Source organism: Pelomonas dachongensis (assembly GCF_043555865.1).
Classification (GTDB): Bacteria; Pseudomonadota; Gammaproteobacteria; order Burkholderiales; family Burkholderiaceae_C; genus Pelomonas; species Pelomonas dachongensis.
The window spans coordinates 32,523-46,403 of the sequence record NZ_JBIGHY010000009.1; the positions used below are offsets into that span (position 1 = coordinate 32,523).

Genomic DNA, 13,881 nt, shown 5'->3' on the forward strand with positions numbered 1-13,881 from the left:
GCGCGACCGAGCATCATGACGGCGCAACCAGCCGGGGGAAGTCGACCGCAGGCCACGTCAGACGCGACTCAATCGACGTACCAACGGAGAGTGATGACGCTCAGCTGCTCGCGAGCTGTCTGGACGCATGGAACAAATGCTGAGCGGGATTGTTGAAAATCCACACACATCAAGGTTGATCGCACAAATCACCCATGGACTGGCTCGCTGACAGCCTCAAAAAGCTGGCGCTCTCGAAAACCCTTGTCATGGCAGTCTTCGCGACCGCATCAGCGATGTACTTCGGGCCAATGCTTGCGCCCGCACACGTCCCAGCGGTGCAAAAGGAGTTCACTCCATCCTTGTTTGCGGCCATGGTGCTGACACGCTGCCTGTTGGCATTCTGGTCAATTGTTGGCGGCTGGCATCTATGCAGAGCTGGCTAAAAAAAGGCGACGGCGCTCACGAGTTCGAAGCTCATCGACGCAGAACGTGCAATCCTGTTTCTTTTGGGCCAAGAACCCCACTCAGCCGATCAACCTCGAGAACATCGACTACAGCCGCGCCCCCGGCACGAAGCTGGAGTTTCATGAACTTGCCAAGGGCCTTGAGAGCAAGGTTTTGGTGAGCATCAACGCCTGGGACGACAACCTGATCTCACTCACAGAGAAGGGCCGCGAACGTGCACTTGCCATGCGGCGCCAAGCCACGCGCACAAGTGCTGCTTAGCGACTCAAGCTGAGCCTCAACCGCGCGACTCGACCGTTGAGCCACCGCTCCCAGGCATCAACTAAGCCACGCCGCTGTCCCTCCGGGCGACAAACGACATCGGCCGCACCCAGCCCGTAGCCCCTCACCGCCCCCGCTTCTGCGTCGCAATCAGCACCGCCTGCGTCCGCGAGCTGGCGCCCAGCGCCTTCAGCACCGCGGCCACATGGTCCTTGACCGTGTCCACGCCGATGTTCAGCTCGCGGGCAATCTCCTTGTTGGACAGGCCGCGGGCCAGCAGGTCCAGCACGCCCTTCTGGCGCGGCGTCAGCGGCAGCTCGGCCCAGGCCTGCGACATGGCCGGCGCGGCGGATGCCTGCATCTGCGCCAGCGGCTTCAGCGGCGGCACGTATGTGCCGCCGGCCAGCACCAGCTGCAGGGCCTGCACCATGGTGCTCAAGTCGCTGCGCTGCGGCAGATAGCCCATCGCCCCGGCGCCCAGCGCCTGCAGCGCGTCCTCGGTGTCGTCGGTGCCCGAGATGACCACCACCGGCAGCAGCAGATGCTCACGGTGGATCTGCTGCAGCAGCTCGAAGCCGCCCTCCACCTGCAGGTCCAGCAGCACCAGGCGAGGCATGTCTTCGATCAGTGCGGCGCGCGCGGCGACGACGGTGTCGACGCCATTCACCTGGGCGCCGGCGAAGTGCTGCTCGATCAACCCGGTGAGCGCGGCGCGCACCATCGGGAACGCATCGACCAGCAAGACCTTCATTGTTGTGCTCCCTTGTGAGCACGGATGATAGTCAACGCAGGGCGGCGGCCAGCAGCGGCTTGGCCCAGGCGGGCACGCTGCGCAGCGGGGCGTGCGTGACGACGCGGCCGGCCTGCATCTGCAGCAGCAGCACCGGCTGGGGCCGCTTGCCGGCGAGCGGATCAGCCTCGAAGCTGTTGTCGTAGACGCGCAGGCTGGCGAGATGCGGCATCAGCTTGACGAGGTTGCTGCGGCTGGCGTCGAAGCGCTCGCGCACCTTGGCCTCGGGAATGTCACGCCCGCCCGCGGCCACGCGAGCGGCGATGCGGCGCAGGTGCAGTTCCGGCGTTGCCAGGCCGGCGAACCAGACGTGCACCTCGGCACCGTTGCGCGCCCCCTCCATCAGCAGCCGAGCGATGCTGTTGCCGCCCAAGGTGGTCTCGAAGGCGTAGGTCAAGCTCTCCGCCAGCGCCCGCTCCAGGCCGTGCCGGCCCAAGGTCCAGGCCAGGCCGTTGGCTTGGCTCGCCGACAGCGCCGGCTGCTGCTCGCGCAGGCGCGCCGCGGCGATGTCGGGGTTGAAAAACTCGGCGCCACTGGCATGGAGGGCGGCACCGCCCAGCGAGCTTTTGCCGGCGCCGTTGACACCCGCCAGCACAAAGAGGCGGGGCGGCACTCAGCGGGCCTTGCGGCGGGGCTTGGCCACCTTGACGGCGGAAGCGCCCATCGCCTCGGGCTTCATGTCAAAGGCGGCGGACATCGCCTCGCCCTGGCCCTGCATGCGCGCAAGCATCGCGTCGAACTCACCACTCAACGCGCCCAGGTCGGGCTCTGCCGCACGCTGCAGCTCGCGGTAGCGCGCCACCGACATCAGCACGTAGGCCGGCTGGTCATGCTTGGTGATGAGCACCGCGCCATGGGCGTCCACGGCGCGGCCGACCTTCTGGATGCCCGCCACGAGCTGCGTGGCCGACACGCTGGGCAGCTGGTCGGCGAGGGCTTGTTCGAGAACGGCGGACATGGCGACTCCTGGTCAGATGCACCTATTTTGCCCATTTTCTGAAAAATGGGGATTCAATGGGCTTCTTCCCAATTCGAGCCCACGCCCACCTCGGCCAGCAGCGGCACCTTCAACTGCGCCACGCCGGCCATCAGGCGCGGCACCTCGATGCGCATCCAGTCCAGCTCGGCCTCGGGCACCTCGAACACCAGTTCGTCGTGCACCTGCATGACGATGGTCGATTGCTTGCCGGCGCGCTCCAGCTCTGCCTGCACGGCCAGCATGGCCAGCTTGATGAGGTCGGCCGCCGTGCCCTGCATGGGCGCGTTGATGGCCTGGCGCTCGGCACCCGCACGGCGCTGACCGTTGCCGCCGCGGATTTCGGGCAGATAGATACGGCGCCCGAACAGCGTCTCCACAAACCCCTTCTCCGCGGCGCTCGCCTTGGTCTCGTCCATGTAGCGCTTCACGCCAGCAAAGCGGGTGAAGTAGCGCTCGATGTAGTCCTTGGCGGCCTTCTGTTCGATGCCCAAGGCAGCGGCCAGGCCGAACGCGCCCATGCCGTAGATCAGGCCGAAGTTGATGGTCTTGGCGTAACGGCGCTGCTCGCTCGACACGTCGGCCAGCGCCACGCCGAACACCTCGGACGCGGTCGCGCGGTGCACGTCCTGGCCCTCCTGGAACGCCTTCAGCAGGCCCGGGTCCTCGCTGATGTGGGCCATGATGCGCAGCTCGATCTGCGAGTAGTCGGCACTGACGATCTTGAAGCCCGCGGGCGCCACGAACGCCTCGCGCACGCGCCGGCCTTCCGCGGTGCGGATGGGGATGTTCTGCAGGTTGGGCTCGTTGCTGGACAGCCGCCCGGTGATCGCCACGGCCTGCGCGTAGTTGGTGTGCACCCGGCCGGTGTGGGCGTTGATCTGCAGCGGCAGCTTGTCCGTGTAGGTGCTCTTCAGCTTGGAAAGGCCGCGGTACTCCAGGATCTTGGCCGGTAGCGGGAAGTCGGCGGCCAGCTCGGTCAGCACCTCTTCGTCGGTAGAGGGCGCACCCGTCGCCGTCTTCTTGACGACGGGCAGGCCCAGCTTGCCGAACAGGATCTCGCCGATCTGCTTCGGGCTGCCGATGTTGAACGGCTGGCCGGCGATGTCGTAACACTGCTGCTCCAGCAGCACCAGGCGCTGGCCGATCTCGTGGCTCTGCGCCTGCAGCCGCTCCGAATCGATCAGCACGCCATGACGCTCGATGCGCGCCAGCAGGTCGGCCGTCGGCATCTCGATGTCACGGTAGATGCGCATCAGCCCCGCATCGGCCTCGATCTGTGGCCACAGAACGCTGTGCAGGTGCAGGCACATCTCGCTGTCCTCGCCCGAATAGGTGGTCGCCTTGTCGACCGCCACCTGCGCGAACGGGATCTGGTGCGCGCCCTTGCCGCACAGGTCCTCGTAGCTCAGGCCCTTGCGGCCCAAGTGGCGCTCGGCCAGCGCTTCGAGGTTGTGGGTCTTGTGGGCCTCCAGCACATAGCTCTGCAGCAACGTGTCGTGCTGCACGCCGGCCAGAGCGATGCCATGGTTCAGCAGCGCATGGCGGTCGTATTTCAGGTTCTGGCCGATCTTCTTGGCGGACTCGTCCTCCAGCCACGGCTTGAGCCTGGCCACCACCTCGTCGAACGGCAGTTGCTCGGGTGCGTCGGGGCCGCTGTGGTGCAGCGGGATGTAGGCCGCCTCGCCGGGCTTGTCGGCGAACGAGATGCCCACGATCTGTGCGGCCATCGGATCCAGCGAATCGGTCTCGGTGTCCAGCGCGCACAGCGGCGCGGCGCGCAGGCGGGCGATCCAGGCGTCCAACTGCTCGAAGGTCAGGATGGTGTCGTACTGGCGGGCCACATCTGTCGCGCCGGCCGGCGGCTCGGGTTCGTCGAAAAGCCCGGGGGTCGCCGCCGCGTCACCGGCCCGGGGCCTGGCCTTCGGCGCGGGCGCCTCGCCGGTCAGCTCCTCCAGCCAGGCCTTGAAGCCATTGCGCTTGTAAAACTCGGCCAGCGGCGCCTTGTCGGGCTCGCGGAAGGCCAGTTCGTCCAGCGTGGGCCAGCCAGTCACATGCTCGGCCAGCTCGCAGTCCACCTTCACCGTGACCAGCTTGCGGCCCATCGGCAGCCAGTCCAGCGCGGCGCGCAGGTTCTCGCCGGCCTTGCCCTTGATGGCGGGTGCCGCAGCGATGACACCGTCCAGCGAGCCGTACTCGGCGATCCACTTCGCCGCGGTCTTCGGGCCGACGCCGGTCACGCCCGGCACGTTGTCCACCGTGTCGCCCATCAGTGTCAGGTAGTCGACGATGCGATGGGGGGGCACGCCGAACTTCGCCAGCACGCCGACCTCGTCCAGCCGCTCGCCGCTCATCGTGTTGATGAGTTCCACGTCCGGGTTCACCAGCTGCGACAAGTCCTTGTCGCCGGTGGACACGATCATGCGGTGGCCCTGCGCGGCGCCGATGCAGCACAGCGTGCCGATGACATCGTCCGCCTCCACGCCGGGCACCGTCAGCGTGGGCCAGCCCAGCAGCTTGACGACCTCGTGGATGGGTTCGATCTGCGCGCGCAGCTCCGGCGGCATCGGCGATCGCTGGGCCTTGTACTCGGGGTACCACTCATCGCGGAAGGTCGGGCCGGAGGCGTCGAACACGCAGACGGCATGTTCCGCGCCCACATCGCTCTGCAGCTTCTTCAGCATCGCAACCATGCCGCGCACGGCGCCGGTGGGCTGCCCTTCAGGCCCGCGCAGGTCGGGCATGGCGTGAAAGGCGCGGTACAGGTAGCTGGAGCCGTCGACCAGCAGCAGGATGGGTTTGCTCATGGCGACGGATTGTCCAGGAGGCAGGACTGCGTCGCCGCCTAGAATCGGCAGCATCATGCTTCGCCCCACCGCCTTGCTGCTGCTCGCAGCCGTCGCCACCAGCGCCCTGGCCGACCCGCCGCCCGAACCCAAGGTCGAGCGCACCGTGGCCGAGGACGACCAGGTCCGCATCGAAGAGCTGAGGGTGCGGGGCGAGACCAAGAAGGTCACGGTGAAGAACAAGCTCACCAAGGCCCCCGACTACGAGATCGTCGTCAACGACGCGGGCCGCGAGTCGGCCGGCGGCACCGGCACGGGCCTGCCCAAGAGCGGCTCGGGCACGCGGGTCTGGCGCGTCTTCAAGTTCTGATCAATCGCGGCCCGCGCGGTCGCTGCCTGCACCCAATGGCCGTTTTCACCGAAGTCAGCCCCGCGCAGGCACAAGCCCTGCTGGACCACCTCCAACTCGGGACTCTCAGCTCGCTGCGCGGCATCGGTGCCGGCATCGAGAACACCAACTATTTCGTCGACTGCACGCAGAGTGATGGCCACAACGGCGGCCACCTGCACCGCTATGTGCTGACGCTGTTCGAGCGCCTGACAGCCGCGCAGCTGCCCTTCTACCTGCGGCTGATGCAGCACCTGGCGCAGCGCGGCGTGCCGGTGCCCGAGCCGCACGCGGACGCGAGCGGCCAGATCCTGTTCGAGGTGGCCGGCAAGCCGGCGGCCATCGTCGACCGGCTGCACGGCGGCCACCAGCTGGCGCCCGATGCCTTCCACTGCGAGCAGGTCGGCGCCACGCTGGCGCAGATGCACCTGGCCGGGCGCGACTACCCGCTGCAGCAGCCCAACCTGCGCGGGCTGGCCTGGTGGGAAGAGGTCGTGCCGCAGATCCTGCCGTTCCTCGACGCCCCGCAGGCGGATCTGCTTCAAAGCGAGCTGGCCTACCAGCAGCAGCTGGCCGCATCGGCCGGCTACGCCGAGCTGACGGCCCGGTGCTTCGGCCCCATCCACGCTGACCTGTTCCGCGACAACGTCATGTTCGAGCCCGGCGAGGGACCCGGCCGCGAGCGGCTGACGGGATTCTTCGACTTCTATTTCGCCGGCTGTGACACCTGGCTGTTCGACCTGGCCGTGTGCCTGAACGACTGGTGCATCGACCTCGCCGACGGCCGCCTCATCGAGGAGCGCGCCGCCGTGTTCGTGGCGGCCTACGAAAGTGTGCGACCGCTGTCCGGGACCGAGCACCGCCTGCTGCCCGCGCTGCTGCGCGCCGCGGCGCTGCGCTTCTGGGTGTCGCGGCTGTACGACCTGCACCTGCCACGCGACGCGTCGCTGCTGAAGGCACACGACCCGCGGCACTTCGAGCGCGTGCTGCGCGAGCGCATCGCCCAGCCGTGGCATGCAATGAAGGAGACCACATGAGCCGCGCCGCGCCGGGCCGCCCCAAGCAAGCGGCCATCCCTTCGGGGGATCGGATGACGTACTCGTCAGACGAGGGGCTGAAATGACCATGCAGCTGCATTTGCAGGACGTGCCGGCCCGCAACGGCCGGCTGTGGGTGCGCCACGGCTTCAAGGTGTTCCAGCGACAGCCGCTGGCGCTGGCCGGGCTGTTCGGCCTGTACCTGTTCGCGTCCTTCGTCGCGATGCTGATCCCGGGCATCGGGTCGCTGCTGATGGTCGCGTCGCTGCCGCTGCTGTCGCTGGGCTTCATGCTGGCCACGCATCTCGTGCTGCAGCAGAAGACGCCCACGGCAAGCGTCTTCATCGCGCCATTGAAGTTGACCCCCGAGCGCCGCCGCAGCCAGCTGATGCTGTGTTTTGGCTATGCGGGTGCGCTGCTGGTCGTCAGCCTGCTGGCCGACTGGGTGGACGGCGGCGCGATGGGCGCCATGCTGCGCCAGATCGGTGAGCAGGCCGACGCCGAGGCGATGGCCCAGGCGTTCGCCGACCCCCGGCTGTTCTGGGGGATGGTCACGCGTCTGGGCCTGGTGGGCCTGTTGTCCGTGCCCTACTGGCACGCGCCAGCCCTGGTGCATTGGGGCGGCCAGGGTGTGGCACAGGCGCTGTTCTCCAGCACGCTGGCGCTGTGGCGCAACCGCGCCGCCTTCGCGCTGAACATGCTCGTCTGGGGGGCGCTGATGCTGGCCATCACCAGTGCCGTCAGCCTGGTTTTCGGGCTGCTGGGCGTCGCCGGACTGGCGCCCATCGCGCTGATGACCACCATCCTCATCCTGTCGACCGTGTTCTACGCGTCGCTGTACTTCAGCTTCGTCGACTGCTTCATGTTCGGCGCGCCACAGGACGTGCTCAGCGAACCGCCGAAGCCGCCGCCTTCATCGTCCTGACACGCGAGGTTTCAAGAATGACGGGCTCCAGCAATGAGGAGCCCCTCTTGAATCTGCCTTGCCCGACCTGCCCGCCCGCTCCCAACGAATACGACGATGACACCATCGTCAACACATCGGCCAACCCGCACATGGCCGACGTGCTGGCCGCCCGCCTGAGCCGCCGCCAGACGCTGCGCGGCGGCATGTCCGTCACGGCTGCGGCCCTGCTGGGCGGCGTGGGCCTGACGGCCTGCTCGTCGGACGACGACAACAGCTCGGCCCCCGCTCCGGCGCCCACACCGGCCCCAGCGCCCACTCCGGCCACGCCGCCCAAGCTCGGCTTCACCGCCGTGGCAAAGAACAAGAACGACCTCGTCACCGTTCCGGAGGGCTATCAGGTCAGCATCCTGCACGCGCTGGGCGACCCGATGCACTGGGGCGACGAGAGCTGGAAGGACGACGGCAGCGAGAGCGCCGACTCCTACCAGCGCCGCATCGGCGACGGCCATGACGGCATGTACTACTTCGGCTTGTCCGACGCCGGCGCCTACCAGGCCGAACGCTCGGACCGCGGCCTGCTATGCGTGAACCACGAGTACGTCGTGGCGCCCTACGGCCTGCACCCGGCTGGCCGCAGTGCCGGCGCCGCACGCAACGCGGCCGAGGTGGAGAAGGAAATCTACGCCCATGGCATCAGCGTCGCCGAAGTCAGGCGCGAGACGGCCGGCACGTCCATGGTGCGCGGCTCGCGCTTCAACCGCCGCGTCACGTCGGCAACGACGATGGACTTCACCGGCCCCGCCCGCGGCGCGGCGCTGCTGGCCACCAAGTTCTCCGCTGGCGGAACGCAGACGCGCGGCACCAACAACAATTGCGCCAACGGCTACACGCCCTGGGGTACCTACCTGACCTGCGAGGAAAACTTCCTCAACGTCATCTCCCGCGCCGCCGGCGATGACGCCAAGCGCAGCGCCAAGGAAGTCGTCGGCCTGAACCGCTACGGCCTGCCACAGAACCGCAAGAGCCCCTACCTGTGGGAGACGGCCGGCACCGCCGACCTGTTCGCGCGCTGGGATTCGTCGGTCGTTGGCGCCAGCGCCGCGGACGACTACCGCAACACCATTAACACCTTCGGCTGGGTTGTCGAGATCGACCCGTTCGCGCCCGACTCCGTGCCTGCCAAGCGCACGGCGCTGGGCCGTTTCAACCACGAAGGTGCGTGGCCCGCACCTGCCGTCGTCGGCAAGCCCATCGTCATGTACCAGGGCGACGACGCACGCAACGAGTACATCTACAAGTTCGTCTCCAAGGCCGTCTGGGACGCCGCCGACGTGGGCAAGGGCCTGGTGGCCGGCGCCAAGTACCTGGACGAGGGCACGCTGTACGTCGCCAAGTTCAACGCCGACGGCAGCGGTGAATGGCTGGAGTTGACCTACGGCAAGAACGGACTGGACGCCACCAACGCGGCCTACCCGTTCGCCGACCAGGGCGACGTGGTCACCCACGCCCGCCTGGCCGCCGACAAGCTCGGCGCCACCAAGATGGACCGCCCGGAATGGGGCGCCGTGAACCCGTTGAACAGCGAGGTCTACATGACCTTGACGAACAACAGCAACCGCGTCGCCACCACCGCCACACCCACCGGCAGCCAGCTCAAGCCCGACGCCGCCAACCCGCGCTACTACGAGGACATGAAGGGCACGACCTCGCAGAAAGGCAACCCCAACGGCCACATCATCCGCTGGCGCGAGGATGCGGCCAGCGTCACCAAGTTCGCCTGGGACATCTACCTGTTCGGCGCGCAGGCCGACGCGGCAGCCGACGTGAACCTGTCGGGCCTGACCGCCGTGAACGACTTCTCCAGCCCGGACGGCCTGTACTTCGACAAGCGCGGCATGTTGTGGGTGCAGACCGACGACGGCGCGTACACCGACGTCACGAACTGCATGATGCTTGCCGCCGTGCCGGGCAAGGTGGGTGACGGCGGCGCGGCCAACGCGGCCGGCGGCACCAGCACCATCAAGGGCGCCAACGCGACGGCGGACACGCTGCGCCGCTTCCTCGTCGGCCCCAAGGAGTGCGAGATCACTGGCATCGCGATGACGCCGGACAACAAGACGCTGTTCTTCAACGTGCAGCACCCGGGCGAGGAAGGCACGCCCGACTGGGCCGCCAAGACCTACGGCAGCAACTGGCCTGCCAGCCAGACGGATGCCACCGCCAAGAAGCGCCCGCGCTCCGCGACCGTGGTCGTCACGCGCAAGGACGGCGGCGAGATCGGCGTCTGATGCCGTAGTTCAGCGGTCCCGCGGGATCGCGTACGTGCCGGTGGCGTGAGCCACCGGCTCTTCTTCTCCCTCGGAGAAGATCCAGACCTCGCCCACGGCGAGGCTCTTGCCCAGCTTCATCAGCCGACAACGCGCCACGACGCGCCGGTCCGCACGCGGCTTGCGCAGGAAGTTGATCGACAGATTGGTCGTCACCGCCAGCGGCACGATGCCGATCTTCGCCAGGATGGCGATGTAGAGCGCCACGTCGGCCAACGTCATCATCACCGGGCCCGACACCGTGCCACCCGGCCGCAGCTCGGCCTCACCCACCGGGTGGGCCACGACGACGCTGCCGTCATCGTCCAGTTCTTCCAGCGTGCAGCGGCTTTGCGGGAACTCGGCACGCAGGAAGTCGTTCAACTCTTGCAGTGTCGGCATGCGGCCTCCTTCAATCGATGGGCGTCAGCTTGGCCACCGACAGCGCCAGCCACTTCGTGCCGTGCCGCCCGAAATTGACCTGAGCGCGCGCATCGGCACCGGCGCCCTCCAGCGTCAGCAGCACGCCTTCGCCGAACTTGGTGTGGAACACGCCCTTACCGACGCGTAGGCCGCCATGTTCCTCGGAGACCTTCTGCTTCATGCTGGCCGGCACCGGCGGCTCCACCCACGCAGCCTTGGCGACGTTGCCGGCACCCACCATACCCTTCAAGCCGGAGCCGCGCTGCCAGGCGTTCTGGTACTCCCGAGCAAAGCCCGAGCCGAAGCCCTGGTTGCGCGGCGTCAGCCACTTCAGCGCCTCCTCCGGCAGCTCGTCGAAGAAGCGGCTCTTGATGTGATAACGCGTCTGTCCGTGCAGCATGCGTGTCTGGCAGAAGCTCAAGGAAAGCTTCTTGCGCGCCCGCGTGATGGCGACATACATCAGCCGGCGCTCCTCCTCCAGCCCGTCATGGTCGGACATCGCGTTCTCGTGCGGGAACAGGCCTTCCTCCAGGCCCGTGATGAACACCGCGTCGAACTCCAGGCCCTTGGCCGAGTGCACGGTCATCAACTGCACGGCGTCTTGCCCCGCCTGCGCCTGGTTGTCGCCGGCCTCCAGCGAAGCGTGGGTCAGGAAGGCCACCAGCGGCGACATGATCTCGCCCGTCTCGGCATCCGGCACGGAACCCGGCGTACCGGCGGTTTGCAGGCCCGGGGCCACCTCGTCCACCGGCAGGCCCACGGCGTTCTTGCCAAAGCCCTCCTGCATGACGAAGGCCTCGGCTGCGTTGACGAGTTCATCCAGGTTCTCCAGCCGCTCGGCGCCGTCCTTGTCGGTGCGGTAGAAGTCCAGCAGGCCGGAGGTCTCCAGCACTTGCTCGATGATCTCGCGCAGCGTCATACCCTGCGTCAGGTTGCGCGTCGAGTCGATGAGGTTGGTGAACGCCTGCAGATTGGCGCCGCCCTTGCCCTGGATGGCGCCGACGCTCTGGTACAGGCTGCGGCCGGAGGCCTTGGCGGCGTCCTGCAGGTTCTCCAGCGTCTTGGCGCCGATGCCGCGTGTCGGGAAGTTGACGACGCGCAGGAAGCTGGTGTCGTCGTTGGCGTTCTCCAGCAAGCGCAGGTAAGCCAGTGCGTGCTTCACCTCGGCGCGCTCAAAGAAGCGCAGGCCGCCGTAGACGCGGTACGGGATGCCCGAGTTGAACAGTGCCGATTCGATGACGCGCGATTGCGCATTGCTGCGGTACAGGATGGCGATCTCCTGCCGGTCCAGGCCGCCGCGATGCAGTTGCTGGATCTCCTCGATCAGCCACTGCGCCTCGGCGAAGTCGCTGGGCGACTCCTGCACGCGGATCGGGTCGCCGGGGCCGGCGTCGGTGCGCAACGTCTTGCCCAGGCGCTGGCTGTTGCGGCTGATGAGCTCGTTGGCGGCGTCCAGGATGTGGCCAAAGCTGCGGTAGTTCTGCTCCAGCTTGATGACGCGCTTGACGCGGTACTCGCGCTCGAAGTCCGCCATGTTGCCCACACGCGCGCCGCGAAAGGCGTAGATGCTCTGATCGTCATCGCCCACCGCCAGCAGGCTCTGGCCGCTGCCGCCCGGCGGCGCGAACATCTTCAACCACGCGTACTGCAGCTTGTTGGTGTCCTGGAACTCGTCGACCAGGATGTGGCGGAAACGGTGCTGGTAGTGCTCGCGCACGGCGGGGTTGTCGCGCAGCAGCTCGTAAGAGCGCAGCATCAGCTCGGCGAAGTCCACCACGCCCTCGCGCTGGCACTGGTCCTCGTAGTTGGCGTAGATCTCGACCAGCTTCTTGGTCTGCTCGTCGTGCGGCAGCACATCGCCGGGGCGCTGGCCGTCCTCCTTGCAGCCGGCGATGAACCAGCCGACCTGCTTCGGGACAAAGCGCTCCTCATCGAGCTTCATCGCCTTGATAACACGCTTGACGGCCGACGTCGTGTCGCTCGCATCCAGGATCTGGAAGGCCTGCGGCAGGTGCGCCAGCTTCCAGTGCGCGCGCAGGAAGCGGTTGCACAGGCCGTGGAACGTACCGATCCACATGCCGCGCACGTTGAACGGCAGCATCGTGGACAGCCGGGTCTGCATCTCCTTGGCGGCCTTGTTCGTGAAGGTCACGGCCATCACGCCCCCCGGGCTGACCTGGCCCGTGTTCAGCAGCCAGGCGATTCGGGTGGTCAGCACGCGGGTCTTGCCGGAACCGGCGCCGGCCAGGATCAGGGCCGGTTCGGCCGCCGCGGTGACGGCGGCGAGCTGCTCGGGGTTGAGGTTGCGCAGGAGGGGGCTGGTCGCAGCGTCGGCCGCGGTACCGACAGGGGAGAGAGTCATCGCGGCATTTTAGGGAAGCCCCCTCACCTGCCTGGCGGCAGCGCGTCAATGGCTGCAGTTACAGACCCGGCACCCCGCGCGTGCCGATCTGCCCGGCCGCTGGGGATACTCATGGTTTTCCCGCAGGAGCCCATACCCGATGTCACGACTCTCTATTGCGTTCTCCGCCGCTGCCCTCGCTTTCCCTTCTCAAGCCGCCCTGGCCCAGGACACCCCGGACGGACACTGGCACGGCGGACTCAGCGTGTCCGGCGCACTGGCCAGCGGCAACACCAGCAGCCTGACGCTGGCCGCCAACGCCGACGCCAGCCGCGCCACCGAAGAAGACAAGATCAGCCTCTACGGCATCGCGAACTACGGCCGCAACAAGGTCGACGGCATCCAGACGACCGCCGCCGACCTGCTCCGGCTCGGTGGCCGCTACGACTTCAACTACGGACCGCGCTGGTTCGCCTTCGGCGGTGCGGAGGGCGAGACCAACGAGTCCGGCGGCGTGCGTGACCGCTACAACCTCAACGGCGGTGTCGGCTATCACGTGGTGAAGAGCGACACCCACAGCTGGGACGTGTTCGGCGGCCTGGGCTACAGCGACACCCGCTTCACCGACGGCAGCCAGGCCAATGGCGCGCAGGTCCTGCTGGGTGAAGAGTCCAGCCACAAGGTTAGCGAGACGACCTCGCTGAGACAGCGCTTCGTCTATTACCCCCATGGCGGCGAACTCGATGACCGCGCCACCTTCGACGCGGGCCTCGCCACGACCATCAGCGGCGGCTGGACGCTCAATGCCGGCTTGTCCAGCCGCTACGCTGGCCGCGTGCCGGCGGGCACCAAGAAGACCGACAACCTGCTGACGATGGGCTTCGGGTACAAGTTTTGAAGCGCCTCGCCTGAGGGCCGGCTTGGGGCGGCACGGCGCTCGACCCGAATACCGCCTATCGGCCCTTGCGCACCTTGCCGGCGCGCCCGGCCTTGGACCACTCGTAGACCTCGCCGTCAGGTGTCCTGCCGCCCTCCACGGCGGACACCCCGGGGCGGCCGATGCTGCCCTCCAGCTCGGTCGAGATGCTGACGTGCGCATACCCCTGCCGGCGCCGGTCCTCGGCCCACGCCAGCGCCTGCGTCAGCTCGGTGCTGCCGAAGCCCCGGCATACCGGCAACATGTCTTCGCCCTCACCTTCCAGCCAATAGACCACGATGC

Annotated in this window: 14 protein-coding genes; 7 read left to right on the forward strand and 7 right to left on the reverse strand. The window is 67.6% G+C overall.

From position 1 onward, the window contains the following. The first annotated feature begins 194 nt into the window (after window positions 1–194). Complete coding sequence (locus tag ACG02S_RS21005; protein ID WP_394472444.1) at window positions 195–425, forward strand: hypothetical protein; 231 nt, start codon at window positions 195–197, stop codon at window positions 423–425. 46 nt (window positions 426–471) lie between these two features. Then, on the forward strand, window positions 472–708 hold the full coding sequence (locus ACG02S_RS21010) for a hypothetical protein (protein ID WP_394472445.1): 237 nt from the start codon (window positions 472–474) through the stop codon (window positions 706–708). A gap of 124 nt (window positions 709–832) precedes the next feature. Here the strand turns inward: ACG02S_RS21010 and ACG02S_RS21015 are convergent, their stop codons facing one another. Genes ACG02S_RS21015 through polA form a run of 4 tightly spaced genes read right to left on the reverse strand, consistent with a single transcriptional unit; the run spans window position 833 to window position 5,281 of the window. Further along, window positions 833–1,459, reverse strand: a complete 627-nt coding sequence (locus ACG02S_RS21015) for a response regulator transcription factor (RefSeq protein ID WP_394472446.1) — start codon at window positions 1,457–1,459, stop codon at window positions 833–835. 31 nt (window positions 1,460–1,490) lie between these two features. Continuing rightward, window positions 1,491–2,111 (reverse strand): ATPase, encoded by a 621-nt coding sequence (locus ACG02S_RS21020; protein WP_394472447.1) that lies wholly within the window; start codon window positions 2,109–2,111, stop codon window positions 1,491–1,493. Next, a complete protein-coding gene (locus ACG02S_RS21025) occupies window positions 2,112–2,456 on the reverse strand; it encodes a type II toxin-antitoxin system prevent-host-death family antitoxin (protein ID WP_394472448.1) in 345 nt (114 codons plus the stop codon). A 53-nt stretch (window positions 2,457–2,509) separates the two neighbouring features. After that, complete coding sequence (gene polA / locus ACG02S_RS21030) at window positions 2,510–5,281, reverse strand: DNA polymerase I (protein ID WP_394472449.1); 2,772 nt, start codon at window positions 5,279–5,281, stop codon at window positions 2,510–2,512. 55 nt (window positions 5,282–5,336) lie between these two features. Here polA and ACG02S_RS21035 point away from each other — a divergent pair, with 55 nt between their 5' ends. The 4 genes from ACG02S_RS21035 to ACG02S_RS21050 all read left to right on the forward strand — a co-directional run bounded on the left by ACG02S_RS21035 (window position 5,337) and on the right by ACG02S_RS21050 (window position 9,880). Then, window positions 5,337–5,630 carry a hypothetical protein gene (locus ACG02S_RS21035; protein WP_394472450.1) on the forward strand — a complete coding sequence of 98 codons (294 nt, stop codon included), beginning with the start codon at window positions 5,337–5,339 and terminating at the stop codon, window positions 5,628–5,630. Between the two features lie 35 nt (window positions 5,631–5,665). Further along, entirely contained in the window at window positions 5,666–6,685 is a 1,020-nt protein-coding gene (locus ACG02S_RS21040; RefSeq protein WP_394472451.1) for a homoserine kinase, read from the forward strand. A gap of 82 nt (window positions 6,686–6,767) precedes the next feature. After that, window positions 6,768–7,610 (forward strand): BPSS1780 family membrane protein, encoded by an 843-nt coding sequence (locus ACG02S_RS21045; RefSeq protein ID WP_394472452.1) that lies wholly within the window; start codon window positions 6,768–6,770, stop codon window positions 7,608–7,610. 131 nt (window positions 7,611–7,741) lie between these two features. Further along, a complete protein-coding gene (locus ACG02S_RS21050; RefSeq protein WP_394472593.1) occupies window positions 7,742–9,880 on the forward strand; it encodes a PhoX family protein in 2,139 nt (712 codons plus the stop codon). Window positions 9,881–9,889: 9 nt separating this feature from the next. On the opposite strand, the gene ACG02S_RS21055 is transcribed toward ACG02S_RS21050, so the two are convergent. Beyond that, complete coding sequence (locus tag ACG02S_RS21055; RefSeq protein WP_394472453.1) at window positions 9,890–10,300, reverse strand: PaaI family thioesterase; 411 nt, start codon at window positions 10,298–10,300, stop codon at window positions 9,890–9,892. Between the two features lie 10 nt (window positions 10,301–10,310). After that, window positions 10,311–12,683 (reverse strand): UvrD-helicase domain-containing protein, encoded by a 2,373-nt coding sequence (locus ACG02S_RS21060; RefSeq protein WP_394472454.1) that lies wholly within the window; start codon window positions 12,681–12,683, stop codon window positions 10,311–10,313. 139 nt (window positions 12,684–12,822) lie between these two features. Here ACG02S_RS21060 and ACG02S_RS21065 point away from each other — a divergent pair, with 139 nt between their 5' ends. Next, window positions 12,823–13,560 carry a DUF481 domain-containing protein gene (locus ACG02S_RS21065; RefSeq protein WP_394472455.1) on the forward strand — a complete coding sequence of 246 codons (738 nt, stop codon included), beginning with the start codon at window positions 12,823–12,825 and terminating at the stop codon, window positions 13,558–13,560. Window positions 13,561–13,615: 55 nt separating this feature from the next. On the opposite strand, the gene ACG02S_RS21070 is transcribed toward ACG02S_RS21065, so the two are convergent. Further along, window positions 13,616–13,876: a hypothetical protein gene (locus ACG02S_RS21070; protein WP_394472594.1), complete on the reverse strand. Its 261-nt coding sequence runs from the start codon at window positions 13,874–13,876 to the stop codon at window positions 13,616–13,618. Between the last annotated feature and the right edge of the window lie 5 nt (window positions 13,877–13,881).